The 26,430-nt window shown below is 67.2% G+C and carries 25 protein-coding genes; 17 read left to right on the top strand and 8 right to left on the bottom strand.

What is annotated here, in order from left to right; genetic code table 11:
- Positions 1 to 58 precede the first annotated feature (58 nt).
- From CLM73_RS18375 to CLM73_RS18365, 3 genes are read right to left on the bottom strand one after another with little or no spacing between them, the layout of a single operon-like run.
- The gene (locus CLM73_RS18375) at positions 59 to 1,270 is read right to left on the bottom strand and encodes a CaiB/BaiF CoA transferase family protein (RefSeq protein WP_105239652.1); all 1,212 of its coding nucleotides are present in this window, start codon (positions 1,268 to 1,270) and stop codon (positions 59 to 61) included.
- Positions 1,267 to 2,271 carry an acyl-CoA dehydrogenase family protein gene (locus CLM73_RS18370; RefSeq protein ID WP_105239651.1) on the bottom strand — a complete coding sequence of 335 codons (1,005 nt, stop codon included), beginning with the start codon at positions 2,269 to 2,271 and terminating at the stop codon, positions 1,267 to 1,269. The genes CLM73_RS18375 and CLM73_RS18370 overlap by 4 nt, the downstream gene beginning before the upstream one ends.
- 11 nt (positions 2,272 to 2,282) lie before the next feature.
- Positions 2,283 to 3,431 carry an acyl-CoA dehydrogenase family protein gene (locus tag CLM73_RS18365; RefSeq protein ID WP_105239650.1) on the bottom strand — a complete coding sequence of 383 codons (1,149 nt, stop codon included), beginning with the start codon at positions 3,429 to 3,431 and terminating at the stop codon, positions 2,283 to 2,285.
- A 273-nt stretch (positions 3,432 to 3,704) separates the two neighbouring features.
- Between CLM73_RS18365 and CLM73_RS18360 the strand changes: the two genes are divergently transcribed.
- From CLM73_RS18360 to bktB, 3 genes are all read left to right on the top strand, one after another.
- Positions 3,705 to 4,670 carry a Bug family tripartite tricarboxylate transporter substrate binding protein gene (locus CLM73_RS18360; protein WP_105239649.1) on the top strand — a complete coding sequence of 322 codons (966 nt, stop codon included), beginning with the start codon at positions 3,705 to 3,707 and terminating at the stop codon, positions 4,668 to 4,670.
- A 29-nt stretch (positions 4,671 to 4,699) separates the two neighbouring features.
- Positions 4,700 to 5,500: a crotonase/enoyl-CoA hydratase family protein gene (locus CLM73_RS18355; protein ID WP_105239648.1), complete on the top strand. Its 801-nt coding sequence runs from the start codon at positions 4,700 to 4,702 to the stop codon at positions 5,498 to 5,500.
- Positions 5,501 to 5,587: 87 nt separating this feature from the next.
- A complete protein-coding gene (gene bktB / locus CLM73_RS18350; RefSeq protein WP_056563162.1) occupies positions 5,588 to 6,769 on the top strand; it encodes a beta-ketothiolase BktB in 1,182 nt (393 codons plus the stop codon).
- Positions 6,770 to 6,827: 58 nt separating this feature from the next.
- Here the strand turns inward: bktB and CLM73_RS18345 are convergent, their stop codons facing one another.
- On the bottom strand, positions 6,828 to 7,607 hold the full coding sequence (locus CLM73_RS18345; RefSeq protein WP_105239647.1) for an IclR family transcriptional regulator: 780 nt from the start codon (positions 7,605 to 7,607) through the stop codon (positions 6,828 to 6,830).
- 113 nt (positions 7,608 to 7,720) lie between these two features.
- On the opposite strand from CLM73_RS18345, the gene CLM73_RS18340 reads away from it, so the two are divergent.
- From CLM73_RS18340 to CLM73_RS18315, 6 genes are read left to right on the top strand one after another with little or no spacing between them, the layout of a single operon-like run.
- The gene (locus CLM73_RS18340) at positions 7,721 to 8,524 is read left to right on the top strand and encodes an enoyl-CoA hydratase (RefSeq protein WP_105241599.1); all 804 of its coding nucleotides are present in this window, start codon (positions 7,721 to 7,723) and stop codon (positions 8,522 to 8,524) included.
- Entirely contained in the window at positions 8,521 to 10,605 is a 2,085-nt protein-coding gene (locus CLM73_RS18335) for an acetate--CoA ligase family protein (protein ID WP_105239646.1), read from the top strand. The genes CLM73_RS18340 and CLM73_RS18335 overlap by 4 nt, the downstream gene beginning before the upstream one ends.
- Before the next feature lie 31 nt (positions 10,606 to 10,636).
- Positions 10,637 to 11,605 carry a Bug family tripartite tricarboxylate transporter substrate binding protein gene (locus tag CLM73_RS18330; protein ID WP_105239645.1) on the top strand — a complete coding sequence of 323 codons (969 nt, stop codon included), beginning with the start codon at positions 10,637 to 10,639 and terminating at the stop codon, positions 11,603 to 11,605.
- 3 nt (positions 11,606 to 11,608) lie between these two features.
- Complete coding sequence (locus CLM73_RS18325) at positions 11,609 to 12,811, top strand: acyl-CoA dehydrogenase family protein (protein ID WP_234015668.1); 1,203 nt, start codon at positions 11,609 to 11,611, stop codon at positions 12,809 to 12,811.
- Positions 12,812 to 12,817: 6 nt separating this feature from the next.
- Positions 12,818 to 13,837, top strand: coding sequence for an acyl-CoA dehydrogenase family protein (locus CLM73_RS18320; protein ID WP_105239644.1), 1,020 nt, complete (start codon positions 12,818 to 12,820; stop codon positions 13,835 to 13,837).
- A 40-nt stretch (positions 13,838 to 13,877) separates the two neighbouring features.
- A complete protein-coding gene (locus CLM73_RS18315) occupies positions 13,878 to 14,648 on the top strand; it encodes a spermidine synthase (protein ID WP_105239643.1) in 771 nt (256 codons plus the stop codon).
- A gap of 6 nt (positions 14,649 to 14,654) precedes the next feature.
- On the opposite strand, the gene CLM73_RS18310 is transcribed toward CLM73_RS18315, so the two are convergent.
- Entirely contained in the window at positions 14,655 to 14,981 is a 327-nt protein-coding gene (locus tag CLM73_RS18310; protein ID WP_105239642.1) for a type II toxin-antitoxin system RelE/ParE family toxin, read from the bottom strand.
- The gene (locus CLM73_RS18305) at positions 14,978 to 15,259 is read right to left on the bottom strand and encodes a type II toxin-antitoxin system Phd/YefM family antitoxin (protein ID WP_105239641.1); all 282 of its coding nucleotides are present in this window, start codon (positions 15,257 to 15,259) and stop codon (positions 14,978 to 14,980) included. Before CLM73_RS18305 ends, CLM73_RS18310 begins: the two co-directional genes overlap by 4 nt.
- Before the next feature lie 228 nt (positions 15,260 to 15,487).
- Between CLM73_RS18305 and CLM73_RS18300 the strand changes: the two genes are divergently transcribed.
- From CLM73_RS18300 to CLM73_RS18280, 5 genes are all read left to right on the top strand, one after another.
- Entirely contained in the window at positions 15,488 to 16,240 is a 753-nt protein-coding gene (locus CLM73_RS18300) for a GntR family transcriptional regulator (RefSeq protein WP_056563134.1), read from the top strand.
- A complete protein-coding gene (locus CLM73_RS18295; protein WP_199778165.1) occupies positions 16,191 to 17,507 on the top strand; it encodes a malonyl-CoA decarboxylase domain-containing protein in 1,317 nt (438 codons plus the stop codon). The genes CLM73_RS18300 and CLM73_RS18295 overlap by 50 nt, the downstream gene beginning before the upstream one ends.
- 51 nt (positions 17,508 to 17,558) lie before the next feature.
- Positions 17,559 to 18,362, top strand: coding sequence for an enoyl-CoA hydratase/isomerase family protein (locus tag CLM73_RS18290; protein ID WP_105239640.1), 804 nt, complete (start codon positions 17,559 to 17,561; stop codon positions 18,360 to 18,362).
- A gap of 4 nt (positions 18,363 to 18,366) precedes the next feature.
- Positions 18,367 to 19,908 carry a malonate--CoA ligase gene (locus CLM73_RS18285; RefSeq protein WP_105239639.1) on the top strand — a complete coding sequence of 514 codons (1,542 nt, stop codon included), beginning with the start codon at positions 18,367 to 18,369 and terminating at the stop codon, positions 19,906 to 19,908.
- 174 nt (positions 19,909 to 20,082) lie between these two features.
- Positions 20,083 to 21,054 carry a Bug family tripartite tricarboxylate transporter substrate binding protein gene (locus CLM73_RS18280; protein WP_105239638.1) on the top strand — a complete coding sequence of 324 codons (972 nt, stop codon included), beginning with the start codon at positions 20,083 to 20,085 and terminating at the stop codon, positions 21,052 to 21,054.
- Positions 21,055 to 21,073: 19 nt separating this feature from the next.
- On the opposite strand, the gene CLM73_RS18275 is transcribed toward CLM73_RS18280, so the two are convergent.
- The gene (locus CLM73_RS18275) at positions 21,074 to 22,030 is read right to left on the bottom strand and encodes an aldo/keto reductase (RefSeq protein ID WP_105239637.1); all 957 of its coding nucleotides are present in this window, start codon (positions 22,028 to 22,030) and stop codon (positions 21,074 to 21,076) included.
- A gap of 265 nt (positions 22,031 to 22,295) precedes the next feature.
- Here CLM73_RS18275 and CLM73_RS18270 point away from each other — a divergent pair, with 265 nt between their 5' ends.
- The 3 genes from CLM73_RS18270 (at position 22,296) to CLM73_RS18260 (ending at position 25,112) form a co-directional block, all read left to right on the top strand.
- Positions 22,296 to 23,267: an ABC transporter substrate-binding protein gene (locus tag CLM73_RS18270; RefSeq protein WP_056563116.1), complete on the top strand. Its 972-nt coding sequence runs from the start codon at positions 22,296 to 22,298 to the stop codon at positions 23,265 to 23,267.
- A gap of 158 nt (positions 23,268 to 23,425) precedes the next feature.
- Positions 23,426 to 24,316: an ABC transporter permease gene (locus CLM73_RS18265; RefSeq protein WP_056563113.1), complete on the top strand. Its 891-nt coding sequence runs from the start codon at positions 23,426 to 23,428 to the stop codon at positions 24,314 to 24,316.
- Position 24,317: 1 nt separating this feature from the next.
- Positions 24,318 to 25,112, top strand: a complete 795-nt coding sequence (locus CLM73_RS18260) for an ABC transporter ATP-binding protein (protein ID WP_056563110.1) — start codon at positions 24,318 to 24,320, stop codon at positions 25,110 to 25,112.
- A gap of 67 nt (positions 25,113 to 25,179) precedes the next feature.
- On the opposite strand, the gene CLM73_RS18255 is transcribed toward CLM73_RS18260, so the two are convergent.
- On the bottom strand, positions 25,180 to 26,427 hold the full coding sequence (locus CLM73_RS18255) for an NAD(P)/FAD-dependent oxidoreductase (protein WP_105239636.1): 1,248 nt from the start codon (positions 26,425 to 26,427) through the stop codon (positions 25,180 to 25,182).
- Between the last annotated feature and the right edge of the window lie 3 nt (positions 26,428 to 26,430).

The following is a 26,430-nucleotide window of genomic DNA, read 5'->3' as shown; positions in this document are numbered from 1 at the left end:
CGGAAATCCTGGCGGGGGAAGACGCCGCATGATACGGCGGGGCGGCGGCACGCTCGGGTCAGGCGATGGCGCCTTGCGCGCGCAGACGCTCCAGCGCGGCCTCGTCCAGGGCCAGCACGCGCGAGAGCACCTGTGTGGTGTGTTCGCCCAGGCGTGGTGGCGCCGCCGGTTCGCGCGGTGGCGTGCCCGCAAGGCGCAGCGGCGAGCGCAGCAGACGCAGCGTGCCGTGCCGCGCATCCGGCGTATCGGCAACCAGGCCACGTGCGGAGATCTCGGGCGCGTCCAGCGCTTCGTTCACGCTGCGCACCGCGCCGGCGGGGATGCCCGCCGCGCGTACGGTCGCCAGCCAGTGTGCGGTGTCCTCACCGGCAAAGATGTGCTCCAGCGCCGGGATCAGCCGCTCGCGGTTCAACACGCGCGCCCGGCTGGTGGCATACGCGGGATCGTCTCGCCATTCGGGATGACCGACGAGCCCGCATAGCCGCGCGAACTGCGCGTCGTTGCCCACCGCCAGCGCGAACGAGCCATCGCGCGTCGCGAAGATTTGGTAGGGCACGACCGTGGGATGGGCATTGCCCAACCGCTGCGGCGCCTGACCCGCGGCCAGATAACCCGCGCCGACGTTGGCCAGCACCGACACCGCGCCATCCAGCAGCGCCAGGTCAATGTGCTGCCCGCGGCCGGTGCGCGCCCGGGCCAGCAGCGCGGCCAGAATCGCCTGCACGCCGTTCATGCCGGTGACGAGATCCGTGATGGCCACGCCCAGCTTCATCGGCGCGCCGCCGGGTTCGCCGGTGATCGACATCAGTCCGCTTTCGGCCTGGATCACGAAGTCGTAGCCGGCCTCCGCCGCGCGCGGTCCGGTCCTGCCGTACCCGCTGATCGAGCAATAGATCAGGCCCGGATTGAGGGCCGACAGATCGTCGTAGCTCAGCCCGAAGGCGTCCAGCGCGCCGAGCCGGTAGTTCTCGACCAGCACGTCGGCGTCGCGCGCCAGTTGGCGCACGATGCGCTGGCCTTCGGGATGCTTCAGATTGACGGCGATGGACGCCTTGCTGCGATTGGCGCACATGAAGTACGTGGATTCGCCATCCACGTCGGGCGGCGACCAGCCACGCGTGTCGTCGCCGTTGCCTGGCGCTTCGATCTTCCAGACCTCGGCGCCCAGGTCGGCCAGCGTCTGCGTGCACCACGGCCCGGCCAGGACGCGGCTCAGGTCGAGCACGCGGATGCCGGACAGCGGCAGGTCGTCCCGCGGTTCCGCGCTCATGCCGCTTGCCCGCCGTGCAGCGCCGTGCGCAGATAGGTCAGTGCATCGGCCTCATTTGCCAGCGCGTCCGACCCGATGCGTTCATGCCAATGCGATTCCGAGCCGGCCGCCAGGCGCCATTCGCGCAGCCTGCGCGTGTAGAGTTGCAGGTCGAATTCTTCCGTGACGCCGATGGCGCCGTGCACCGCGTGCGCAATGTCGGCCACTTGCGGCACGGCTTGGCTTGCGCGTGCCTTGCCCAGGGCGGCGAGCAGGGGGCGCGGCAGGCCGCCCTCGTCCTGGAAAGCCATTTGCGCCGCCATGCGGGCAGCCCAAACCTGTTCCGACATCACGCTTATCTGCTGCTGCACGGCCTGAAAGCGGCCGATGGGCTTGCCGAATTGCGTGCGCTGGTTGGCGTAGTCCAGCGTCATCGCCAGCACGCGATCCATCGCGCCGGCGATCAGCCCCGCATAGGCGGCGGCCGCCAGCACATCCAGCGGCGCCGGGCCGCCGACACGTTCGGCATCAGTGAGCGCCCAGGAGGCCGCGCCGTCCAGGCTGCCGTGCACCCCGTTGGGTTCGACGCGTGCTGCCCGGATCGGCAGCAGCCATGTCTGCCCATCGATGCCGGCCAGCACGAAATCGGCGCTGCGCGCCCAGGGCACGCAGCGGCCCGCGATGCGCCCGCCGTCGATGGTCAGTCCGTGCGCCGCGATCGCGATGGAGCCGCGGGCCTGCGGCCGCTGCGCCCGGCTCAGCCAGGCGCGCGCCAGCAAGGTGTGGGCGATGGGGTAGGGGCACAGATGACGTCCCGCCGCCAGCACGACGGGCAACGCGTCGGCGAGGCCCAGACCTGCGCCGTCATGGGTTTGCAGGACCAGCGCATCCGCGAAGCCCGCGTCTTCGCAGGCCTGCCAGGCTTCCAGGGGCGGGTGGCCGCGTTCAGCGCGGCGGATCACGTCGGGTGTGCAGGTTTGCGCAAAAAGACGTTCGGCGGCGTCGCCAAAGATGTTGTCCATGACGGTCGTCCTTATCGAAGGCCAAGGCCGCGGGCGATGATGCCGCGCAGGATTTCACGGGTGCCGCCGCGCAGCGAAAACGTCGGCGCGACCTGTTCCAGGTATGCCAGCGTGCGCAGCAGCGGCGGGGGGACGGGCTGGTCCGGACGCCGGCCCAGCGTATCGCCGATCAGGCGCGGTATGGCCTGTTCAAGCTCAGTGCCCAGGTCCTTGACCAGCGACGCTTCCGTGGCGGGGCTGAGACCGGCCGCCAGCTTGCCTGCCACGGCCAGCGACATCGCGCGCAGCACCGCCATCTGCGACAGGATGCTGCCCAGCGCCGCGCGGCTGGCCGCATCGGCGTCGTGGTCGCGGCAGTGCGACAGCCAGCATTCAAGCAGGGCAATGCTGGAGTACAGCCGCTCGGGACCGCTGCGCTCGAAGGCCAGCTCTGCATTCACTTGTGCCCAGCCGGCGCCCTCATCGCCGATCAGCGCGTCGGCAGGCAATTCGACGTTGTCGAAGAAGACCTCGGAAAAATGCGCGTCGCCGGCCAGGTCTTCGATGGGGCGGACCGACACACCGGGCAGCGACAGGTCCACGATGACCTGCGACAGCCCTTGATGCCGATCGTCCGCGGTGCCGGATGTGCGGACCAGCGCAATCATGTAGTGCGAACGGTGCGCGTTGGTAGTCCAGATCTTGCTGCCGTTCAGGCGCCAGCCGTTCGCAGCGGGTTCGGCCCGGGTGCGGATGCTGGCCAGGTCCGAGCCTGAACCCGGCTCGCTCATGCCGATGCAAAAGAACGCCTGCGCGGCGCAGATGCGCGGCAGGTAGAAGTCCTTTTGCGCCGGCGTGCCGTACTTCAGGATGAGCGGGGCGCTCTGGCGGTCGGCGATCCAGTGGGCCGACACGGGCGCACCCGCGCCCAGCAGTTCTTCGGACAGCACGAAGCGTGCGAAATGGCCGCGCGCCGCGCCGCCATACTCGCGCGGCAGCGTCAGGCCGAGCCAGCCGCGTTCGGCTAGCTGGCGGCTGAAGCCCGCGTCAAAACCCATCCACGATCGGGCGCGCTCGTCAGGCGCCAGACCGTCCAGCGCATCGGCCAGGAAGGCGCGCACCTCGGTGCGCAAGGCCTCGTCTGCGGGGGGAATATGGGTGAGTTCCAGCGTATCGATCATTCGGCGCTCCGGGTCGGGCAAGGGCGCCGCGACAGGCGCCGACGGCCACTATCCGGGAACGCGCTGAAAGCTGTCCAATATTATTTTTTGGCTTTCCGATACGTGATTCGTATCGAAGGGAGCGCGCCAGGGCGCGAAGCCGCGCTGATATCGCCGGCGTATCACGCGCGCAAAAATTAATATTAGACGTCACCTGCCTCGCTTGCCTACGCTTCATGACAACGCCCTGCCGCGTCATGCGCGGACCGTGCGACAACAACAAAGGAGACAGGCATGAACAAGGTGACGCGCCTTTTGGCGCTCGCAGGCGCCGTGTGGCTGGCGCAACCCGTGGCGGCACAGGCCGCCTATCCGGACAAGCCGATCCGGCTGATCGTGTCGTTTCCGCCTGGCAGCGGCACGGACAGCAACGCGCGCTACGTGGCCAAGAAAATGGAGGAAAAGCTGGGCGTGGCGGTCACGGTGGAAAACCGGCCGGGCGGCAACAGCTTCATCGCCGCGCAGGCTGTGGCTACGGCGCAGCCAGATGGCTACACGCTCTTGCTGGCCAGCAATTCGCCGGTGGCGACCAATGCGGCCATGTACAAGAACCTGCCCTATGACCCGGTGAAGGATTTCGCGCCGGTGGCGCGCCTGGGCTACGGCGCGATGGCGCTGGCGGTGAAGTCCGATGCGCCGTTCCAATCGGTGAAAGACCTTGTTGATGCCGCGCGCGAGCGGCCGGGCGAACTAAATTATGGCAGCGGCAGCGCGTCGTATCAGATCGCCACGGAACTGTTTCTGTCCATGGGCGGCATCAAGGCCAACCACGTGCCGTACCGCGGCGCGGCGCCGGCGCTGACCGACCTGGCGGGCGGGCAGGTGGACTTCGTCTTCGCGGATTACGGGGCCGTGATCCCCTTCGTGCAAAGCGGACGCATGCGGCTCCTGGCCGTCACCGGTGACAGCCGGCTGAAAAGCTCGCCCGACACGCCGACACTGCAGGAGTCCGGCTTTGCGGGCTACTACATGGTGAACTGGACGGCCGCGTTTGCCCCTGCGCAGACGCCCGCGCCCATCATCGATACGCTGGCCGATACCTTGCTGGCCATCTATCGAACGCCTGACGCGGCGGAGTTTCTGGCGCGCACCAACTGGGAGGTGTTTCCGGTGGGGCCCAAGGAACTGGGCGAATTCCAGCGTCAGGAAATCCGCAAGTGGGACGAGGCCGCCCAGCGCGCCGGCATCCCGAAACAATGACCGCGCCATCCGGACAAAGGAGACAGGACATGGCAGAACTCGTGCAGGTCGATCAGCGCGACGACGGCGTCGTCACGCTGACCTTGAATGATCCCGCCACGCGCAACGCGCTGACGGGCAGCGCCATGGTCGATACGCTGCTGGCCGAGTTCGCGCGCATCGAGCGCGACGCCTCGGTGCGCGTGCTGGTCATCACCGCGGCGGGCAACGTGTTTTCGTCGGGCGGCAACGTGATGGACATGCAGCGGCAGATCGGCCCGGCGGTGGGCGCCGCAGCATTGCGCCAGGAGTATCGGCATGGCATCCAGCGATTGCCGCTCGCCCTTCATGCGCTGGAGGTGCCCACCATTGCCGCCGTCAACGGCCCAGCCATCGGCGCGGGGTGCGACCTGGCGTGCATGTGCGACGTGCGCATCGCGGCGCACGAGGCCACGTTTGCCGAGAGCTTCGTCAAGCTGGGCATCGTGCCCGGCGACGGCGGCGCCTGGTTTCTGCCGCGGCTGATCGGATCGGCGCGCGCCGCGGAGATGTCGTTCACCGGCGATGCGATCGACGCGGCGACGGCCGAGCAATGGGGACTGGTGTCGCGCGTCGTACCCGCGGCCGAATTGCTGCCCACCGCGCTTGCGCTGGCCGGCCGCATGGCTGCCAACTCGCCGGACGCCGTCCGGATGACCAAGCGGTTGCTGCGCGAGAGCCAGCATGTGCGGCTGGATACGCTGCTGGAGCTGTCGGCGGCCTATCAGGCGCTTGCCCACAAGACGCAGGCGCATGCCGACGCGGTTCAGGCGTTCGCGGCCCGGCGCGCCGCGCGCAAGCCGCAAGGATGAGGGCGGCGCCACGGCCGGGCAGTATGATGGAACGCACTTCATGGCACGCATTGCACGACTCAAAACGCACCACAAGGAGGAAACACCATGAATGAAGTCATCGTCGCTTCGGCCGTCCGCACCGCCATCGGGGATTTCGGCGGCGCGCTCAAGGATGTGCCGCCCTGCGATCTGGGCGCCACCGTCATCCGCGCCGCGCTGGAACGCGCAGGCGTCTCGGGCGACGAAGTGGGCCACGTCGCGGTCGGCCACGTCATCAACACCGAGCCGCGCGACATGTACCTGTCGCGCGTGGCCGCCATGAATGCCGGCATTTCCAAGGAAACGCCCGCGTTCAACGTCAATCGCCTGTGCGGATCGGGCCTGCAAGCCATCGTATCCGCCGCCCAGACGATCATGCTGGGCGACGCCGACATCGCCGTGGGCGCCGGCGCCGAAAGCATGAGCCGCGCGCCGTACATCGCGCCGGCCCAGCGCTGGGGCGCGCGCATGGGCGACAGCGTCATGCTGGACATGATGACCGGCGCGCTGTCCGACCCCTTTGGCAAGATGCACATGGGCGTCACGGCGGAAAACGTGGCCGCCAAGTTCGGCATCAACCGCCAGGATCAGGACGCCATGGCCGCGGAGTCGCACCGCCGCGCCGCTGCCGCGATCGACGCGGGCTACTTCCGCGACCAGATCGTGCCCGTGAAGATCAAGTCGCGCAAAGGCGAGATCGTGTTCGACACCGATGAGCACGTGCGCCGCGACGTCACGGCCGACAGTCTGGCGACGCTCCGGCCCGTGTTCCAGAAGGAAAACGGCACGGTTACGGCGGGCAATGCGTCGGGGCTGAACGATGGCGCCGGCGCGCTGGTGCTGATGAACGCTTCCGTTGCCGCCAAGCGCGGGATCAAGCCGCTGGCGCGGCTGGTGGCGTATGCGCATGCGGGCGTGGACCCGGACATCATGGGCATCGGTCCGGTGCCGGCCACCCAGGCGGCGCTCAAGCGCGCGGGTCTGACGGTGGACCAGCTGGACGTCATCGAGGCCAACGAGGCGTTTGCGGCGCAGGCGTGCGCGGTGTCGCGGGAGCTGAAGCTGGACGCCGCCAAAGTGAACCCCAACGGCAGCGGCATCGGCCTGGGCCACCCGATCGGCGCGACGGGCGCCATCATCGCCACCAAGGCCCTGCATGAATTGCAGCGCGTGGGCGGACGCTATGCGCTCGTGACGATGTGCATCGGCGGCGGGCAGGGCATCGCCGCGATCTTCGAACGGATCTGATCCGCCCGGAAGCACCGGCCCGCGAAGACCTGGCAACGCCAGCGTCTTCGCGGGCTTTTCATTGGGCCTCCTGGCCCAGATAGTCCTGGGCCCACGCCTGGCATTCCGCGTGCAGCAATGCGCCCATCTGCGCCCGCCGCGGCGCGTCGAGCCGGCTGCTGATCGCGCCGAAGCTGAACGCCACCCAGGTCAGCTCCGACACCGGAAACGCCACGCCCACGCCCGACACGCCGGGCGTGATGGTGTCCACGATCTCGGAATATCCCGCATTGCGCGTCTGCCTGACCGCCTTCATCAGCGCGGTGCTGGAGACGCGGATCTGCGCGTAGCTGGCCGCATGCCGTGCGTACAGCGCGGCAATCTCGTCGTCCGGCAGGGCCGCCATCAGCGCCAGGCCGCCCGCGCCCACGCCCAAGAGGCGGCGTTCGCCCTGGTCGATGGTGAACACCTTGACGGGGAATGAGCCGGCCTCGCGCAGCAGGCATAGCGCGTAGTCGCCCTGGCGGATCACCAGGAACACGGTGTCGCCCGACAGGCGTGCCAGCTTTTGCGCGAACGGACGCAAGGCGTCCAGCAAGGGCGTGCGCCGCAAGGCGGCAAACCCCAGTTGCATCGAATCCACGCCCAGCCGATAACGGCGGGTGGCGCGGTCGCGTTCCGCGAACTGTTCTTCGAGCAGGCAACTGAGCAGGCGATGCGCCGTGGAGCGTTCCAGGCCGGTGGCGGCCATGACGCCCTGCAGGTCGATGCCGTCTTCCTGGTGCTGCGCCAGCACGCGCAGCAGACCGAGCGCGCGGCGCATGCTCTGCGTGCCCCCGGTGGAACCTGAGTTGTTCATATTGTGGGAAAAGTGATTCGAATATTTTGTATTTTAGGATTTGTGGTGCGTTAATTCAATGCATGGAGATCGCGCCGCATTCGACGGCGCGGCATGACAAGGACGAGGAGACCATGGAATACGCCACTCTGGCCGTTGAACGGCACGACGCGGTATGCCGCATCAGTCTGGCCCGCGAATCCGCGCGCAATGCCCAGAGCCAGCAGATGCTGGACGAACTCGATGACGCCCTCTCGCGCGCCGAGCAGGACGACGCTGTGCGGGTGGTGGTCCTGGCCGGCCGCGGCGCGCATTTCTCGGCCGGGCACGACCTGAAGGAAGCCCAGGCCAAGCGCGCGGATTTCACGGTCGAGGAGCGCTGGGACTACGAGTCCCGCCGCTACTACGGGTACTGCCTGCGCATCTGGGACTTTCCCAAACCCACCGTGGCGCAGGTGCAGGGCGCCTGCGTGGCGGGCGGATTCATGATCGCCAACATGTGCGACCTGGTGGTGTGTTCGGACACGGCGTACTTCTCGGACCCGGTCGGGCACACCCTGGCTGCGGCCGCCACCGAGGTGCTGATCCATCCCTGGGTCATGGGGCTGCGCAAGGCCAAGGAAATGCTCTACACCGGCGAGAAGGTCGATGCGCAGGAGGCGCTGCGCATCGGCATGGTGAACCGGGTCGTGCCCGAAGCGGAACTGGACGCCGCCACGCTGGCGCTGGCGCAGCGCATCGCGCAGGCGCCGCCGTTCGGGCTGCGCCTGATCAAGCGGTCGCTGAACCGCACGGCGGACGCGCAGGGCTTTCGCACCGCGCTGTCGGCGCACTTCGACACGCATCAGTTGTCGCACCTGAGCGAGGAATTCCAGGCAGTGCGCGAGCGCGGCCTGGCGCAGGCCATCCAGCGCAACAAGAAAGGCGAAGCCGCATGACCTCCCGCCTTAAACCGCTGCTGAACCCGCGCTCGATCGCCATGATCGGCGCCAGCGCCAACCCGGGCCGCATTGGCGGCATGCCGCTGGAGCTGCTGACGCGCTTTGGCTTTTCGGGCGGCATCTACCCGGTCAACCCGAAATATCAGGAGGTCTTCGGCCTGCGGTGCTGGCCCGACATCGAAGCCGTGCCCGAGCCGGTGGACCTGGCGGTGCTGGCCATCGCCGCGGCCGACGTCACGCCCATGCTGCGGCGCTGCCATGCCAGGGGCATCCGCGCGGCCATCGTGTACGCCGCGGGCTTTGCCGAGGCGGGCGGCGAGGGCGCGCGTTTGCAGGACGAACTTGAGGCCTTCGTGTCGGACAGCGGCATGGCGGTCGCGGGCCCGAATTGCATGGGCTTCGCAAACCTGAATACGCAGGCGCATACCGCCTTCGCGTCGGTCTTCAAGACCGCGCCGGCGCAGGAGGGGCCGGGCTCGGTCAGCCTGCTGACGCAGAGCGGCAACGTGTGCGCGGCGGTGTATGCGATCGCGCGCCGGCTGGGGCTGCCGTTCTCGCACTTCATCAACACCGGCAACGAGGCCTGCCTGGATTTTTCGCAGTATCTGGAATACCTGGCAGCGGACCCGCAGACCGAAATCGTGCTCGGCTACGTCGAACAGTTGCGCGATGGCGACCGCTTCGTGCGCGCCTGCCGCGAACTGGAACGCCAGGGCAAGCTGCTGATCGCCCTGAAGGCGGGCGCCACCGACAAGGGCGCGCAGGCCGTGCAGTCGCACACGTCGGCGCTGGCCGGCGATCGCCGCGTGTATGCGGCGGCCTTTCGCCAGTTGAACGTCATCGAGGCCACGGACTTCGCGCAGATGGCGCATCTGGCCAGCCTGGCGACGCTGCGCCACCGCACGGCCGGCAAGCGCGTGGCCGTGCTGACGATGTCGGGCGCGCTGGGCGCCATCCTGGCCGACAAGTTCATTGGCGCGGGGCTCGATCTGCCGGACCTGCCGCCGGATCTGCAGGACGTGCTGCGTGGCGGCATTCCGGATTACGGCATGGTCGGCAATCCGGTGGACGTGACCGGCAACGTGGTCAACGATCCCGCCTTTGTTCGCACCGTGCTGCAGGCGCTGGGCACGTCGGACGCCATTGATGCCGTGGTCGTGTATGCGCCCGGCTACATGCTGGACCGCATGGCCGATGCCTTGGCCGAAGCCTCCCGGCAGCATCCGCGCCTGTTCGTCGCCATCGATACGGGCGCGGCGCAAAGCCGTGCCGCGCTGCGCGAGGCGGAAGTGGCGGTGTTCGAGGACCTGGGCCTGGCCGTCGCGGCGCTGGCGCCGTACCTGCTGTGGTGCGACGCGCGCACGGCCCGGCGGCAGGCGGCGGCGCCCGCATTGGATATGGCCCGCGCGCCGGCCTTGCCGTGCAACGAAGCGGACGCGCGCGCCTACGTGGCCGCGTTCGGTCTGCCCCAGGCCGCCGCCCCGGTGGCGCGCAGTGCGCAAGACGCCGTGCGCGATGCGCGCGTGGCGGGCTATCCCGTCGCCGTGAAGATCCTGAGCCCCGACATCGCGCACAAGACGGAAGCGGGCGGCGTCGCGCTGAACCTTGCGGACGACGAGGCGGTGCGCGCGGCCCATGCCACCGTGACGCAGGCGGTGGCGCGTGCGCAGCCCGACGCGCGCATCGACGGCGTAATGGTCCAAAAGATGGAGCGCGGCGTGGCGGAGATCATCATTGGCGCCACGCGCGATCCGGTCTTCGGCCCCGTGTTGACGGTGGGCCTGGGCGGCGTGCTGACCGAGATCTACCAGGACACCAGCCACCGGCTCTTGCCGGTGGACGAGGACATCGCCTTGCAGATGTTGCAGGAGCTCAAGGCGTTTGCGCTGCTGGATGGATTCCGGGGCAAGCCCCGGGGCGATCTGGCGGCGGCGTGCAGGAGCATCGTGGCCGTGGGCAACGCGTTGCTTGCCGCGCCTGCGCATGTGGCGCAAATAGAAGTGAATCCCTTGCTGATCAAAGAGGCGGGGCAGGGCGTTGCCGTGCTGGACGCGCTGATCCTGCCCGCAACCCCGTAGCGCGACCGCGCATCCCCAGGAGGAGACAAGCATGATCAAGACTATATTGGCCGGCATCGCACTGGCCTGCATCGGCGCCACGGGCGCCGCGCATGCGCAGGACAACTACCCCAGCCGTCCCGTGCGCATCGTGGTGCCGTTCTCGCCCGGCGGCGCGACCGACATCATGAGCCGCCTGCTGGCCGAGAAGCTGAGCGGCAAGCTGGGCCATCCGGTTATCGTGGAAAACAAGCCGGGCGGCGGCACCATGATCGCGTCCGATTACGTGTCCCGCGCCGAGCCCGACGGCTATACGCTGCTGATGGCCGCGTCCTCGCTGGGCATCGCGCCCAGCATTTACACCAAGGTCAACTACGACCCGGTCAAGGACTTCGCGCCGATCACACAGGTGGCGTCGGTGGTGCACGTGCTGGGTGTGCACCCGTCGGTGCCGGCCAAGAATGTCGGCGAGCTGATCGCCTACCTGAAGGCCAATCCGGGCAAGGTGAGCTACGGCTCCGTGGGCACGGGCAGTTCGACCCACCTGGAGGCCGAACTCTTCAACAGCATGGCCGGCGTGCAGATGGCGCACATCCCTTACAAGGGCAGCGCGCCCGCGCTCAACGACCTGGTCGCAGGGCGTCTGCAGGTGATGTTCGATGCCTGGGCCTCGTCGGGCCCCTTCGTCAAGGACGGCAAGCTGCGCGCGCTGGCGGTCACGACTGCCAAACCCTCGGCGTCATTGCCCGACCTACCCACGGTGGATGCGTCCGGCCTGCCGGGCTATTCGGCCATGCCGTGGCTGGGTCTGGTCGCGCCCGCGCGCACGCCGCAGCCGGTGATCGATAAGCTTTACCAGAACCTCGCGCAGATCCTGCAGCAGCCCGACGTGAAGAAGCAGTTCGAGGGGCTGGGGCTGGACATCATCGGCAGTGATCCCAAGGCCTTCGGCGCGTTCATTCAGAAAGACGTGGCCACGTGGGCCAAGGTGGCGCGCGACTCGAACATCAGGCTGGAGTGACGCATGACGATGCAGGCAACCGCCGTGCCGGACAGCACGGCGCAGGATGACGAGGCGTTCCGGCAGACGCTTCGAGGCTGGCTCGACACGACCTACGCGGCGTTTGCACGGTCCTGGCCCGGCGGGGCCGACCCGCGCAATCTGGACTACCGGCGCGCGTGGGAAGACACGCTGTGCGCAAACGGCTGGTCCGGTCTGGGCTGGCCGGCGGCCTACGGGGGCAAGGCGCTGCCGCTGTCGCGCCAGGCGGTCTTCCATGAAGAGCACGCGCGTTGCGGCGCACCGCTGGGCGTGAACCTGATCGGCCACGGCATCCTGGCGCCCACCCTGCTGCATTTCGGGTCCGAAGCGCAGAAGCAACGCTTTCTGCCCGGCATCCTGTCGAACCGCGAGGTGTGGTGCCAGGGGTATTCCGAACCGGGCGCCGGTTCCGACCTGGCCGCGGTGCGCACGCGGGCGGAAGCGGCGCCGGGTGGCTTCCGTCTGAACGGTCACAAGATCTGGACGTCGTTTGCGGACCGGGCGCAGTGGTGCTTCGTGCTGGCGCGCACCGATCCGGACGCGCCCCGGCATAAGGGCCTGAGTTTTCTGCTTGTGGACATGCGCAGTCCCGGCGTGCGAGTCGAACCCATCCGGCAGATCACGGGCGAAGCCGAATTCTGCGAGGTCTTCTTCGAGGACGTGTTCGTGCCGCAGGAGGCGCTGCTGGGCGGATTGAACCACGGCTGGCGCATCGCGATGGCGGCCGCCAGCTTCGAGCGCGGCACGTATTTCATCCCGCGCCTCGTGCGTTTTTCGCAGGAGCTGCGTCAGGTCCGCGCGCTGGCGCTGCAGGCGGACAGGCACGGCCGTGTGCCAGCGTCGTCCGCATCGGTTCGCCACCGCTGGGCGCGGCTGGCGGCCGACAGCCACGTGTTGGCGCTGAAATCCCAGCGCGCGCTCGCCGGCGCAATGCGAGGCGATCCGCCTGGACCGGAAGGCTCGTCCACCAAGATCCATTGGAGCGAGGCGCACCAGCGCCTGCTCGAACTGTCCATGCAATTGCTGGGCGAGGACGCCTGCCTGGGCGTGGACGCGGCCGACGCCCGCGCCGCGCCGCTGACGCACGCCTATTTATGGTCGCGGGCCGAAACCATCCTGGCCGGCACGTCCGAAATCCAGCGCAACATCATCGCCGAGCAGATGCTCGGCCTGCCCAAGGTTTGACGTGCCATGAATCTGCATTTGAGCGAAGACCAGCGCCTGTTGCGCGACGCCGCGCAACGTTTCCTGTCGCAGCGCCATCCGGTGGCCGTGGCGCGCGGAGCCTTCCGGCAAGATGCGCCGGCCCGCCAGGCGCTGTGGCGCGATCTGGCCGAACAGGGCTGGCCCGCCATGCTGGCGCCCGAGGCACAGGGCGGACTGGGCTTGGGCATGCGCGAAGCCTGGATCGTCGCCGAGGAAGCGGGGCGCCATCTGCTGAGCCTGCCGCTCGTATCCAACATGGCGCTGCTGCCGACGCTGTGCGAGGCGGGCGGGGCGATCGCGCAATGGACCGCCGACATGATGGCCGGTGACACCTGGTACGCCGATGCGGCGCTGCGCCCCGACGGATCGGCCTTCATCGAAGGCGCTGGCGAGGGCGTGCGCGCAATTGCCGTGCGCGAGGCCGGTCCGGCGTCCCTGCGGCTGGATCTGCTGGCGCCCGTGGCGGGCGTGGCCGGACTGGATCCGACCATGCCGGTCGCGGTGTCGGCGCATCCCGCTGTCCTGGAAAGCGCCGACGCCCAGGTCAGGCCGGGAACCTGGAATCTGCTGCGCACGCGTCTGCGCCTGTTGCGGTCGGCGGAAATGTTGGGTGCGGCCTCGGCGGCGTTGGACATGGCCGCGGGGTACGCCCGCGAGCGCCAGCAGTTTGGCCGTGCCATCGGCGCCAATCAGGCGATCAAGCATCGGCTGGCCGAGGACTGGATGGCGCTGGACGATGCTCGGCTTGCGGGCTGGGCGGCGGCAACCGCGCTGGACGACCGCGCGGCGTCGGCGGCGACCGATTGCCTGTTTGTGCCGCTGCTTGCCGTCGAGGCCAGCCGCCGCGCCACGCAGAACGCGATCCAGACGCATGGCGCGCTGGGGGTGACCTGGGAGTGCGATGCGCATCTGTACCTGAAGCGCGTTGTGCGGTTGTCGGCCAGCCTGGAAGCCGAGGAGTCCGGCCCGGACCTGCTCGAGCGCATCTGGGAAGCGGCAGCGTAGGCGGCGGCCGGTTGAGGGCGGCCAGCCTACAATCGCGCCCATGTACAAATCCAACTTCCCCTCCGAACTCGATCAGCCGACGCTTTCCGAAGTCGACGGCGTCCGTTATCTGCACTTCAATACCGAATGGGTGCAGGGCGCGATGAACATCAAGAGCCCGTCCGACCTGGTGCTGGAGTACACCGCGCAGATGATGGCCTGGCTGCTGTTCCTGGAACCGCCGAAGGAAGATCCCATCGGCATGCTGGGCCTGGGCGCCGGGTCGCTCGCGCGGTTCTGCGCCAAGCACACACGCGGCCCGTTGCTGGCCGTGGAATGGAATCCGCGCGTCACTGCCGCCTGTCATATGTTCTTCCGCCTGCCGGGCGCGAACCGGCTGCAGGTCGAACACACCGACGCCGGCGCGTGGGTGGCCGATCCGCTCAATGCAGGGCGCTGCCCCGTGCTGATGGTGGATTTGTACGACGCCGCCGCCGAAGGGCCGGTGCGCGACAGCGTGAAGTTCTATCGCGACTGCCGCCGCGTGCTGGGCGAGGTCGGCATCCTGGCCGTGAACCTGTTCGGCCGGCACGAGAGCTTCGGCAAGAACATCGATAACCTGTCCAAGGCCTTCGACGACCGCATTGTGCTGCTGCCGGAAGTCGAAGCGGGCAATCAGATCGTTTTGGCCTTCTCCGGCCCCAGCCTGGCGATCACGCCGGCTGACCTGCTGGCGCGCGCAGAGATCGTGGAAGGCAAGTACGGGCTACCCGCCCGCCGCTGGGCCCGATCGCTGACGCGGCATGCGGTGGACGGCGTTCTGCATTTCTGAAGAGATTCAGAAGCGCAGCGTCCTGAGGGGCCGGCGGGCGAGTTTGATTTTGAAGTCCTGCCGGCTATCGCAGATGAGGTGGATATATACCTTGTCTGCGACGACTTCATAAATGACCCGGTTCTTGACTGCGAGTATTTGCATGAAGTGGGTGGCAGGCAGCTCCGGGAGGGGATGCCCCGCGTGCGGGAATTGCTCGAGATTCAGGATGGCTTTGTTGATCCGGGCGTATGAATCAAGCCAGACCTGTTGAGAGAAGTTCTTTCTGATGTAGCGGCGTATCTCCAGGAGATCATCTGCGGCTGTCTGAAGAAAGACCACCGTTCGACTCATTCGGAATCGTCCCGGTCCATCGTTTCAATCTGCGCGAATACATCCGCCGCCGGGATGACGCGTCCTTCTTCGATCTCTTTGCGGCCGCCCGCCAGCAGTTGAAGCAGGGCCATTGCTTGCTCCTGCTCCTCGAAGCTACGTACGTCCATGACGACGAGTTTGGCCTCTCCGTTCTGGGTGATAAGCATGGGCTCACGGGTTTCGGTGAGCGTGGTCACGATCTCCGCGGCGTGACTCTTGAGGTATGAGATAGGTTTCACCTGCGTGGAGTATTTCATGTGTAGGACTCCAGAATCATAGGCTTGATCGGACTAAGTTTAGTCGTAATTTGGTCCTATTTCCGACCGAATCTCGGAATCGTTTATCGCCAGAGCAGCTGGCGCGCTCGGCGTCGCCCTCTTGTTAGGGAAGTTCCCAACCCACCCCGGCTTTACCTTTTTCCCGACCCAGGTCTATCATCGGCTTATTCATAATTATGAATTACGGCGTTTTCCCGCCGTCTGCCCATGACCCTACCCATCGTCCGGCAAGCCCTGTATCTGGAAGTTGCGGACCGCCTGCGTGGCATGATCCATGCGCGGTCGCTGCGTAACGGTGAATGGATCGACGAATTGCGGCTGGCAGGCGAAATGGGCATTTCGCGCACGCCGTTGCGCGAGGCGCTGAAGGTGCTGGCCACAGAAGGGCTGGTCCGGTTGGAACCCCGCCGCGGCTGCTTCGTGAACGAGTTGTCCGCCCAGGACCTGGAAGACATCTTTCCGCTGATGGCCATGCTGGAAGGGCGCTGCGCCTTCGAGGCCGCGCGCAAGGCCAGCGATGCCCAGCTCGCCGAGCTGGAACCGCTACACGCCGCGCTGGCCGGTCATGCCAAGGCGGGCCGCATCGACGCCTACTACAAGACCAATTACCTCATTCACGAAGCCGTCCAGGCGCTGGCCGGCAATCAATGGCTGTCCGACATGGTGGGCAACCTGCGCAAGGTGCTGAGCCTGTCGCGCCATCGCAGCCTGTCCCGGCCCGGCCGCATCGACCAGTCCTGCGCCGAACACCTGGCTATTTTCGAGGCCCTGAAGGCCCATGATTCCGACGCCGCGCAGGCGCTGGCGCACACCCATTTGATGCGCCAGCTTGAAGCGCTGCGCGTACTCAGCCACGAAGACGCCGCCGACGCGGCGCCGTCCGATCCCATCGTCATCGAGGAGCCCGCCCATGTCCGCACCCGCCAATCTCGCGCCCGCGCGCGGCGCACGCACGCCTGAGCCCGAGGCCGATCTGGTCGATGCCGCCGCCGCGGCTGAAAGCGCCAGTCTGATCACGCGGCTGGGCCGCCTGTGGGAGCGCGGTCGCCTGCCCAGCGAATCCGAAGTGCGGCGCCTTTTTGAGGCGCGCCTGACCGACGTGGCCGCCAACAAGCTGGCGCGCCGCTGGTGCGAGCAATACGCCGCGGCCGACGGCAAGGACCGCCGCCTGATGCTGGCCGCGCTGGCGCAGATCCGCGCCACCTATGCGGGCGACGGCGGCGAGGGCGTGCGGCTGTTCAAGCGATTCAACGCGCAGCCCCAAGGCTTGCGCTTTCTGGTCGAACTGCGCGCGGACATGCTGCGCTGGCGCAAGCAGGTGGCGGGCATCCAGTCGCTGGACAAGGAACTGGAAGGTCTCCTGTCAGCCTGGTTCGACGTGGGCCTGCTGGAACTGCGTCCGCTGACCTGGGATTCGCCGGCGTCGCTGCTGGAAAAGCTGATCCTTTACGAGGCCGTCCACGAGATCAAATCCTGGGACGATCTGCGCCACCGCGTGGCGCCGGACCGCCGCTGCTATGCGTACTTTCACCCGCAGATGCCGGGCGTGCCGCTGATCTTCGTGGAAGTGGCCTTTGCCAGCCAGATGGCCGACAACGTGCAGGTGCTGCTGGACAGCACGCTGCCGCCGCAGGACCTGGACAAGGCGCGCTGGGCGATCTTCTATTCCATCTCGAACACGCAGCCGGGCCTGAAGGGCATCAGCTTCGGCAACTTCCTGCTCAAGCGTGTGGTCGAGCAACTGCTGGAAGAACTGCCCAAGCTGAAGGCCTTTGCCACCTTGTCGCCGATCCCGGGGTTCACGGACTGGCTGGGCAAGCAGGATGCGCAGGCCGTCGAGGCCATCGTGCGCGAAGATAAGTCGCGCGCCAAGGACCGCAAGCGCGAAGGCGTGCCGGACGGGCAGCGCTGGGTCGCGCGTCTGGCCAAGGCCGCGCAGGGCAAGACGCCCGACGTGGTCAAGCGCGCCGGATTCCGGCTGGCCGCCTGCTATCTGAAGTCGATGAAAAACGGGCTGCCGGTGGATCCGGTGGCGCGCTTTCACCTGGGCAACGGCGCGCGCATCGAGCGCCTGAACTGGGCGGCGGACACCTCGCCCAAGGGGCTCAAGCAGTCGTGCGCCATGATGGTCAATTACCTGTATGACCTGGACGAACTGGACACCAATCTTCAGCACCTGAACGACGGCAAGCCACAAATTAGCCGCGGGGTGGGGCGCGTGGCCTGACTGCCGGAAACACGGCGGCGGCTTCCAACAACGACAACAAGGGCAGGGGACATGACGGAGAACGTGGCAGGCCAAGGCCAATCTCAGGTGCGGCTTGAGCGCGACGGGCATCTGGCCTGGGTGACGCTATCGCACCCGGGGCGCCTGAACGCGATCACGGTGGGCATGTGGCGCGAACTGCGCGAGGTCTTCACGCGCATCGCGCAGGATGACGCCGTGCGCTGCGTGGTCGTGCGCGGCGAGGGCGGCAATTTCGCCGCTGGCGCCGACATCCGGGAATTCCCTGCCGAACGCGCGGACATGGCGGGCGTGCAGCGCTACCACCGCGAGATCCTGGCGCCTGCCCTGCGCGCCGTGGCCGAATGCCCGCAACCGGTGATCGCGCAGATCGAGGGCGTGTGCGTGGGCGGCGGGCTGGAAATCGCCTGCCAATGCGACCTTCGCATCGCTGGCGCGTCGGCCCGCTTCGGCGTGCCGATCAACCGCCTTGGCTTTCCGATGGCCCCCGACGAAATGCGCGGCCTGCTGGCGCTGACCGGCCGGGCCGCAACGCTGGCCATCCTGCTGGAAGGCCGGGTGTTCGGCGCTGCTGAAGCCAAAGACCTGGGCCTCTTGACCCGCATCGTCGAAGACGGCGAGGTGGCCGCGTCCGTCCGCCGCAGTGCTGACCGCATCGCCCAAGGCGCGCCGCTGGCCGCCCGCATCAACAAACGCTTGTCCGCCAGGCTCGCCACCGGCGCCGCCTTGACCGAAGACGAGTATCGCGATTATTTCTCCTATGCCGAAAGCCGGGACCACAGAGAGGGCGTGCGCGCCTTCCTGGCCGGCGAAGACCCTTCCTTTTCCGGAGACTAGACAGGTGAGCAACGCCAACCTATATGCTGTCCTGCAAGGCGGCTTTCCCAAAGACCGCAGCAAAGTCGCGCTGGAAACGCCCGACCTCCAATACACCTGGGACGACATCGACCGCGCGACCGCGTGCCTGGCGAACCTGCTGCAATCGCTGAACCTGCCGGACGGCGCGCGCGTGGCGGTGCAGGTGGAAAAGTCGCCCGAGGCGCTGCTGCTGTACCTGGCCACGCTGCGCGCCGGCCTGGTGTACCTGCCGCTGAACACCGCGTACCGCGAATCCGAAATCGAATACTTCCTGGGCAATGCCGAGCCGTCCGTCGTCGTCTGCGCCAGCAAGAACCTGGACTGGGTCAAGCGTGCCGCCGACAAGGCCAACTGCCCGCACGTCTACACGCTGGACGAGGACCGCACCGGCACGCTGCTGGACGCCGCGGGCGGCCTGTCCCAGACATTCAAGACCGTTGAAAGCAAGCCGGACGACCTGGCCGCGATCCTGTACACGTCGGGCACCACGGGCCGCAGCAAGGGCGCGATGCTCTCGCACGGCAACCTGGCCGCCAACGCGCGCACGCTGCACGAATACTGGGGCTGGCGCGAGGACGACGTGCTGCTGCACATGCTGCCGATCTTCCACGTGCACGGCCTGTTTGTCGCGTCGCATGGCGCGCTGCTGGCGGGCGCGCGGATGATCTGGCTGCCCAAGCTGGATGCCGACCAGGCGCTGCACTATCTGCCGCAAAGCACCGTGATGATGGGCGTGCCGACGTACTACGTGCGTCTGCTGGCCGATCAGCGCTTCAATCGCGACGTCTGCGCCAACATGCGCCTGTTCATCTCGGGCTCCGCGCCGCTGCTGGCCGAAACGTTTTCCGACTTCAAGGAACGCAGCGGCCATCCCATTCTTGAACGCTACGGCATGAGCGAAACCGTCATGCTGACTTCCAATCCCTACGACGCCGCGCTGGGCGAGCGCCTGGCGGGCACCGTCGGCCGCGCGTTGCCGGGTGTGGATGTCCGGGTCGTCGACGACGCCGGCAAGCCGCTCGCGCCGGGCGAGATCGGCAACGTGCAGGTGCGCGGTCCCAACGTGTTCTCGGGCTACTGGCGCATGCCGGAAAAGACCCGCGAGGAATTCACGGAAGACGGCTGGTTCAAGACCGGCGACGTGGGCCGCTGGGGTGGCGAATCCGCCGGCCGCAACGCGCCGGACGACTACCTGTCCATCGTCGGCCGCAGCAAGGACCTGATCATCTCCGGCGGCTACAACGTGTACCCCAAGGAAATTGAGACCCTCATCGACGACATGCCGGGCGTGTCGGAGTCGGCGGTGATCGGCGTGCCGCACCCGGACTTCGGCGAGGCCGTGGTGGCCGTGGTGGTGCCCAAGGACGGCGCGACGCTGGATGCTTCGGCCATGCAGGCCGAACTGAAAAGCCGCATCGCGAATTTCAAGGTGCCCAAGCGCGTGCACATCATCGACCAGTTGCCGCGCAACACCATGGGCAAGGTGCAGAAGAACGTGCTGCGCGACACCTACAAGGCGCTGTAGCCCATATGGAAGCCGGTCCCCGCGGGGCCGGCTTTTTTTACCCCCACCCAAGGAGACGCACCCCCATCCAATGCCCCGATAAGACTTGCCCGCCGCATTCAGAAGAAAAAAATATCTCAGCGACGAGACGCCAAAAAACAGGCGCCGTCCCCCGATGCAGCAAGAGGAGACAAAATGACTTATCGCACCACCGCTGCGGCCATGTTCGCCGTGGCAGCCCTGGGTTTCGGCGGCGTTGCCGCCGCGCAATGGCCCGAACGCCCCATCACGCTGATCGTTCCGTTTCCCGCCGGCGGCGGCACGGACACGTTCGCCCGTCCGCTGGCCGCGCAGCTCACCACGCAGCTCGGCCAGACGGTGGTCATCGACAACAAGGGCGGCGCGGGCGGCACCGTGGGCGCCGGCGTGGCGGCCAAGGCCAAGCCCGACGGCTACACGTTCTTCATGGGCGGCGCGCACCATGCGCTGGCGCCTTCCCTGTACAAGAGCCTGAGCTACAACATCCAGAAGGATTTCGTGCCGGTCGCGCTGGTGGCGCAGCCGCCGCAGGTCGTCGTCGTCAATGCGGGCAAGCTGCCGGTCAAGACCCTGCAGGAGTTCATCGACTACGCCAAGAAGCGCCCTGGCGAGATCAACTTCGGCACGGCGGGCAAGGGCAGCACGCACCACCTGGCCGGCGAGCTGTTTGCGATGCAGACGGGGATCAAACTGGTGGACGTGCCGTATCAGGGCGCGGGTCCCATGCTGTCGGCGCTGATCGGCGGTCAGGTGGACCTGGCGTTCGACGGGCTGGGTTCGTCAGCCGGGCACATCCGCGCCGGCGCGATCAAGCCGCTGGCGGTGGCCGCCACCGAGCGTTCGCAATCGCTGCCCGACGTGCCCACCGCCGCCGAGGCGGGCGTGCCGAACTACGTGGTGTCGACCTGGTATGCGATCTGGGCGCCCGCAGGCACGCCCAAGGAGGCCACGGAAAGAATGGCCGCCGAGATCACCAAGGCGCTGAACACGCCCAAGCTCAAGGAAACCTGGGCGGGCAACGGCACCGGCGTGCCCACGCTGACCGGCGCCGAGTTCGGCAAGTTCGTCGACAGCGAAGTCCAGCGCTGGGCCAAGGTGGTCAAGGACTCCGGCGTGACATTGGACTAAGCGGCTGAACTGAGCCGCATCAGCGCCAATCGCTGGCCTGGCTGAGCCGGGCCAGCTGATCGTGCGTCAGCGTCAGGCTGGCGGCCTTGACCAGTTCGTCCAGCTGGGCGAGCGAGGTGGCGCTGACGATGGGCGACGTAATGCCCGGCTGCGCGATCTGCCAGGCCAGCGCGGCCTGCGCGGGCGTGCAGCCGGCGTCCTCGGACACCTCGTCCAGCGCCTTCAGGATGCGGTAGCCGCGGTCGTTCAGATACGTGTCCACGATCTTCTTGCCGCGCGCGCTCTTGCCCGCGTCGTCGGGGCCACGGTACTTGCCGCTGAGAAAGCCGCTCGCCAGCGCAAAGTAGTTGATCGTGCCCATCTGCTGCGTCTTCACCAGGCTTTGCAGCCCGGATTCGAAGGGCTCGCGGGTGTACAGGTTGTATTCCGGCTGGATGCTCTCGTAGCGCGGCAGGCTGTGGCGCTCGCTCGTGATCAGCGCCTCCGACAGCCGCACGGCCGTGTAGTTGGACGCGCCGATCGCGCGGACCTTGCCGGCTTCGATGTGCTTGGCGTATTCGGCCAGCGTGTCGGTCAGCGGCGTGTCCGGGTCGTCCTGGTGCGATTGGTACAGGTCGACGTAGTCCGTCTGCAGGCGCGCCAGCGACGCATCAAGTGACCGCCGAATGTAGGCGGGCGACAGCCCTTTTTCGCCCGGCCCCATTTCCATGCCGACCTTGGTGGCGATCAGCACCTGGTCGCGCTTGCCCGAGCGCTTGAGCCACTTGCCGATCAAGGTTTCGGATTCGCCGCCCTGGTTGCCGGGGACCCAGCGCGAATACATGTCGGCCGTGTCGATGAAATTCAGGCCGGCGTCCACCAGCGCATCAAGCAAAGAAAAGGTGCCGGCCTCGTCGACGGTCCAGCCGAAGACGTTGCCGCCGAAAGTGAGCGGGGGAACCTGCAGGCCGGATCGGCCCAGTGCGCGTTTGATCATGGTGGCCTCGGGATGCCGTCGGCGGGTACGCGGAACGGGATGAACGGCGTTTGCCCGGCGGTTGTCAGTATATTCACGCCGTAGCACCGGGGCGGGGCGCGCCTGTATGGATGCACCATTACAGGGATTCCCCCCAAGTCCATTTGGTGGACGGCACGTTAGACTATACGGCTTTGTGGCAGGGCGAACGGATGGCAAATCCGCGCCGGCCATGAAGAAACCGGCAAATTCAACAAGCAACACCCAGGGTTCAAGGAGCAAACATATGCTGATCGGAAAAAAACATTTTCTGACGGTTGGCGCGATGGCGCTGGCGATGGCTATCGCCGCGCCGGTCGCCGCGCAGCAAAAGTCCGTCGCGGTGACCGCCATCGTCGAGCATCCGGCGCTGGACGCCGTGCGTGACGGGGTGCAAGACGCCCTCAAGCAAGCCGGCTACGAGCCGGGCAAGAACCTGAAGTGGCAGTATCAAAGCGCGCAGGGCAACAACGGCACCGCCGCGCAGATCGCCCGCAAGTTCGTCGGCGACCGCCCGGATGCCATCGTCGCGATCGCAACGCCGTCGGCGCAGGCTGTCGTGGCCGCCACCAAGGACGTGCCGGTGGTGTATTCCGCCGTGACCGATCCGGTCGCAGCCCAACTCGTGTCCAGCATGGACGCCTCGGGCACCAACGTGACCGGCGTGTCGGACCTGCTGGCGCTGGACAAGCAGGTTGAACTCATCAAGAAAATCCTGCCCAACGCCAAGCGCGTCGGCATCGTCTACAACCCGGGCGAGGCCAACTCGGTCGTGGTCGTCAAGAAGCTCCAGGAAATTCTGCCCAAGTCGGGCATGAGCCTGGTCGAAGCCGCCGCCCCGCGCTCGGTGGACGTGGCGTCCGCCGCCCGCAGCCTGATCGGCAAGGTCGACGTCATCTATACCAACACCGACAACAACGTCGTGTCGGCGTACGAGTCGCTGGTCAAGGTGGGCAACGACGCCAAGATCCCGCTGATCGCGTCGGATACCGACAGCGTCAAGCGCGGCGGCATTGCCGCCCTGGGCATCAACTATCGCGATCTGGGCGTGCAGACCGGCAAGGTCGTCGTGCGCATCCTGAAGGGCGAGAAGCCCGGCGCGATTCCGTCCGAAACCAGCTCCAAGCTTGAGCTCTACGTGAATCCGGGCGCGGCCGCCAAGCAGGGCGTGACCCTGCCCGAGGCGCTGATCAAGTCCGCCGCGGTGGTCGTGAAATAATACGGCGCGAAATCGGCCCCGCCATGCCTATCCGGCGTGCGCGGGGTTTTTCTTGCGTTTTTCGTGGTGTTTTGCTTACCCGATGTTCCACAGGGCGGCAGCGTTCACAAGATGCTCGCGGCCCGGCTTTTGTTTCTTATCTTGATTGGATCTGACCCATGTCATTGTTCTCGTTGTTAGGCGCGCTGGAGATCGGATTGATCTTCAGTCTGGTGGCCTTGGGCGTGTTCATCTCCTTCCGCCTGCTGCGCTTCCCGGACCTGACCGTGGACGGCAGCTTTCCGCTGGGCGGTGCGGTCTGTGCGACGCTGATCGCCTCGGGCACCGATCCGTTTTCCGCCACCATCATTGCCACGATCGCCGGCGCGGCGGCCGGGCTGGTCACGGGCTGGCTGAACGTCAAGCTCAAGATCATGGATCTTCTGGCCAGCATCCTGATGATGATCGCGCTGTATTCGATCAACCTGCGCATCATGGGCAAGCCCAACGTGCCGCTGATCACCGAGCCCACCGTTTTCACGATCCTGCAGCCTGCGTGGATTTCCGACTACGTCGCCCGCCCGCTGCTCCTGATCGTCATCGTCATTCTCTGCAAATTGGCGCTGGACTGGTTCTTTGCCACGCAGACCGGCCTGGCCGTGCGCGCCACCGGTTCCAATGGCCGCATGGCCCGCGCGCAAGGCGTGAACACCGGCCGCATGATCCTGGGCGGCATGGCGCTGTCGAACGCGCTGGTCGCGCTGGCCGGCGCGCTGTTCGCGCAGACGCAAGGCGGATCGGACATCTCGATGGGCATCGGCACCATCGTTATCGGCCTGGCCGCGGTGATCGTCGGCGAAAGCATCCTGCCGTCGCGCAAGCTGGTGCTGGCCACGCTGGCCGTCATCATCGGCGCCATCGTCTACCGCTTCTTCATCGCCCTGGCGCTCAACAGCGATTTCATCGGCCTGAAGGCGCAGGACCTAAACCTCGTTACCGCGGTGCTCGTCACGATCGCCCTGGTCATCCCCATGCTCAAGCGCCGTCTGGTCGGCAAGAAGGGGCGCTGATATGTTGTCCGCAAAAGACCTGAAAATCACCTTCAACGCGGGTACGCCCATCGAGACCCGCGCCTTGCGCGGCCTCACGCTGGAAATCCCGTCGGGCCAGTTTGTTACCGTAATCGGCTCTAACGGCGCGGGCAAGTCCACGTTCCTGAACGCCGTGTCGGGCGACCTGCCGGTCGATTCCGGCCGCATCGACATCAACGGCGTGGACGTGACGCGCCAGCCCGTGTGGGCGCGCGCCGGCAGCGTGGCCCGCGTGTTCCAGGACCCCATGGCGGGCACCTGCGAAGACCTGACCATCGAGGAAAACATGGCGCTGGCGCAGATGCGCGGCGCCTCGCGCGGCTACAGCCGTGCCGTGAAGGCCTCGATGAAAGCGGGCTTCCGCGAGCGCCTTGCCACGCTGGGTCTGGGCCTGGAGAACCGCCTGACCGACCGCATCGGCCTGCTGTCCGGCGGCCAGCGTCAGGCGGTCAGCCTGCTGATGGCGGCGCTGCAGCCGTCGCGCATTCTGCTGCTGGACGAGCACACCGCCGCGCTCGACCCGCGCACCGCCGACTTCGTGCTGCAGCTGACGGCGCGCATCGTGGCGGAAAACCAGCTCACCACCATGATGGTCACGCACAGCATGCGCCAGGCGCTGGACGTGGGCGATCGCACCGTCATGCTGCACCAGGGCCAGGTCGTGCTGGACGTGTCCGGCGACGAGCGCCGCGGCATGGACGTGCCGGATCTGCTGGCCATGTTCGAGCGGGTGCGGGGCGAGAAACTGTCGGACGACGCTCTGTTGTTGGGGTGACGTTGAACCGGCCGATCTGTACGGTGTGCTGTTTGACGGCTGGGACGTGAAACGGGCGGCCTGAACGCTAGATGAAGCGGCCGGGCCGGAACGCCTTGTGGCGGGACGCCGAGTCGCCGTCCAGCATCAGTTCCGCCAGCACCTTCGCGGTCCCCGGCGCGGTGCTGAATCCAATGTGCTGGTGTCCCAGCGCCAGCCACAGACCAGGATGGCGCGGCGCTTCGCCGATCATCGGGCGGCTGTCCGGCAGCGTGGGGCGGCGGCCCAGCCAGGCGGCCGAATCCAGCCGGTCGCCCAGTGGGAAGGCCTCGCGGGCACGCTGTTCCGCCAGATCCAGCTGGTCGGGGCGAGCAGGCGCGTCGAAGGCGTCCAGTTCCACGCCCGTCGACAGGCGCAGCCCACGCGCCATGGGCGACAGCACGTAGCCGCCGCCCGTGTCGTAAACGGGCCGGGTGACGCGTGCCCCGTCGCGGCCGTCGTAATGCATGTGATACCCGCGTTCGAATGCCATGGGCAGGTCGATGCCGGTGGTCTTGAGCAATGCTTTGGACCACGGTCCCAGCGCGACGACCAGCCGGCCGGCAGAGAGAGAATCCGACGCGTTCGTGGCCTGCACCGTCCAGCCATTGCCGTCGCGGCGGATGGCGGCGGCGTCCATCCGTTTGATCGTGCCGCCCTCGCGCTGGAACAGTCTGGCGTACGCGGCAACGACCTCGTGCGGATCGTCCACCGAATACGAACCCTGAATCCACAATGCGCGGTGAAAGATGGGCGACAGGGCGGGTTCAAGCTCGGCAAGCGCGGCGGGATCCAGCTCGCGGGTCGGCACGTCGTACTGGGCGAAGGTGCGGCGGGCGAGCGCGCCCGCATTCCAGGCCGCCGCCGTGCGGTACAGGAAGATCCAGCCGGTGTCGCGCAGCCGGTGGCGCGCGCCGCTTTCATCCAGCAGCTTCAGGTGTTCGGGCGCGGACAGCCGGATCAGGCCGTCCAGCGCCCGAGCGGTGTCCTGAAAGACGGACGTCCGCGCGCTCATCAGGAATCGCGTGGCCCAGCCCAGATTCGCCGCCAGGTACGGCCAGCGGTACCGGAACTGGACCGTGTCGTTCTTCAAGAGACGCGGCAGTTGACCCCACAGGCCAGGATGATTGAACGGCATCAGCGAACTGCGGGCCAGAACCCCCGCGTTGCCCATCGACGTTTCCATCCCGGGCGCCTGCCGGTCGACAAGCGTGACCGTCATGCCGCGACGCTGCAATTCCAATGCACAGCAAACGCCAACGATGCCGGCGCCCAGCACGATCACGTGATTGCCCATGTC

Source organism: Achromobacter spanius (genome assembly GCF_002966795.1).
GTDB lineage: Bacteria > Pseudomonadota > Gammaproteobacteria > Burkholderiales > Burkholderiaceae_B > Achromobacter > Achromobacter spanius_D.
The sequence above is the reverse complement of the archived record's forward strand: the minus strand, read 5'-3'. Positions and strand labels throughout refer to the sequence as shown.

Coding starts and splice junctions, on each gene's coding strand:
- CLM73_RS18375 (WP_105239652.1), bottom strand. CDS start 1,270: ATGAGCGCGGAACCGCGGGACGACCTGCCGCTGTCCGGCATCCGCGTG.
- CLM73_RS18370 (WP_105239651.1), bottom strand. CDS start 2,271: ATGGACAACATCTTTGGCGACGCCGCCGAACGTCTTTTTGCGCAAACC.
- CLM73_RS18365 (WP_105239650.1), bottom strand. CDS start 3,431: ATGATCGATACGCTGGAACTCACCCATATTCCCCCCGCAGACGAGGCC.
- CLM73_RS18360 (WP_105239649.1), top strand. CDS start 3,705: ATGAACAAGGTGACGCGCCTTTTGGCGCTCGCAGGCGCCGTGTGGCTG.
- CLM73_RS18355 (WP_105239648.1), top strand. CDS start 4,700: ATGGCAGAACTCGTGCAGGTCGATCAGCGCGACGACGGCGTCGTCACG.
- bktB (WP_056563162.1), top strand. CDS start 5,588: ATGAATGAAGTCATCGTCGCTTCGGCCGTCCGCACCGCCATCGGGGAT.
- CLM73_RS18345 (WP_105239647.1), bottom strand. CDS start 7,607: ATGAACAACTCAGGTTCCACCGGGGGCACGCAGAGCATGCGCCGCGCG.
- CLM73_RS18340 (WP_105241599.1), top strand. CDS start 7,721: ATGGAATACGCCACTCTGGCCGTTGAACGGCACGACGCGGTATGCCGC.
- CLM73_RS18335 (WP_105239646.1), top strand. CDS start 8,521: ATGACCTCCCGCCTTAAACCGCTGCTGAACCCGCGCTCGATCGCCATG.
- CLM73_RS18330 (WP_105239645.1), top strand. CDS start 10,637: ATGATCAAGACTATATTGGCCGGCATCGCACTGGCCTGCATCGGCGCC.
- CLM73_RS18325 (WP_234015668.1), top strand. CDS start 11,609: ATGACGATGCAGGCAACCGCCGTGCCGGACAGCACGGCGCAGGATGAC.
- CLM73_RS18320 (WP_105239644.1), top strand. CDS start 12,818: ATGAATCTGCATTTGAGCGAAGACCAGCGCCTGTTGCGCGACGCCGCG.
- CLM73_RS18315 (WP_105239643.1), top strand. CDS start 13,878: ATGTACAAATCCAACTTCCCCTCCGAACTCGATCAGCCGACGCTTTCC.
- CLM73_RS18310 (WP_105239642.1), bottom strand. CDS start 14,981: ATGAGTCGAACGGTGGTCTTTCTTCAGACAGCCGCAGATGATCTCCTG.
- CLM73_RS18305 (WP_105239641.1), bottom strand. CDS start 15,259: ATGAAATACTCCACGCAGGTGAAACCTATCTCATACCTCAAGAGTCAC.
- CLM73_RS18300 (WP_056563134.1), top strand. CDS start 15,488: ATGACCCTACCCATCGTCCGGCAAGCCCTGTATCTGGAAGTTGCGGAC.
- CLM73_RS18295 (WP_199778165.1), top strand. CDS start 16,191: ATGTCCGCACCCGCCAATCTCGCGCCCGCGCGCGGCGCACGCACGCCT.
- CLM73_RS18290 (WP_105239640.1), top strand. CDS start 17,559: ATGACGGAGAACGTGGCAGGCCAAGGCCAATCTCAGGTGCGGCTTGAG.
- CLM73_RS18280 (WP_105239638.1), top strand. CDS start 20,083: ATGACTTATCGCACCACCGCTGCGGCCATGTTCGCCGTGGCAGCCCTG.
- CLM73_RS18275 (WP_105239637.1), bottom strand. CDS start 22,030: ATGATCAAACGCGCACTGGGCCGATCCGGCCTGCAGGTTCCCCCGCTC.
- CLM73_RS18270 (WP_056563116.1), top strand. CDS start 22,296: ATGCTGATCGGAAAAAAACATTTTCTGACGGTTGGCGCGATGGCGCTG.
- CLM73_RS18265 (WP_056563113.1), top strand. CDS start 23,426: ATGTCATTGTTCTCGTTGTTAGGCGCGCTGGAGATCGGATTGATCTTC.
- CLM73_RS18260 (WP_056563110.1), top strand. CDS start 24,318: ATGTTGTCCGCAAAAGACCTGAAAATCACCTTCAACGCGGGTACGCCC.
- CLM73_RS18255 (WP_105239636.1), bottom strand. CDS start 26,427: ATGGGCAATCACGTGATCGTGCTGGGCGCCGGCATCGTTGGCGTTTGC.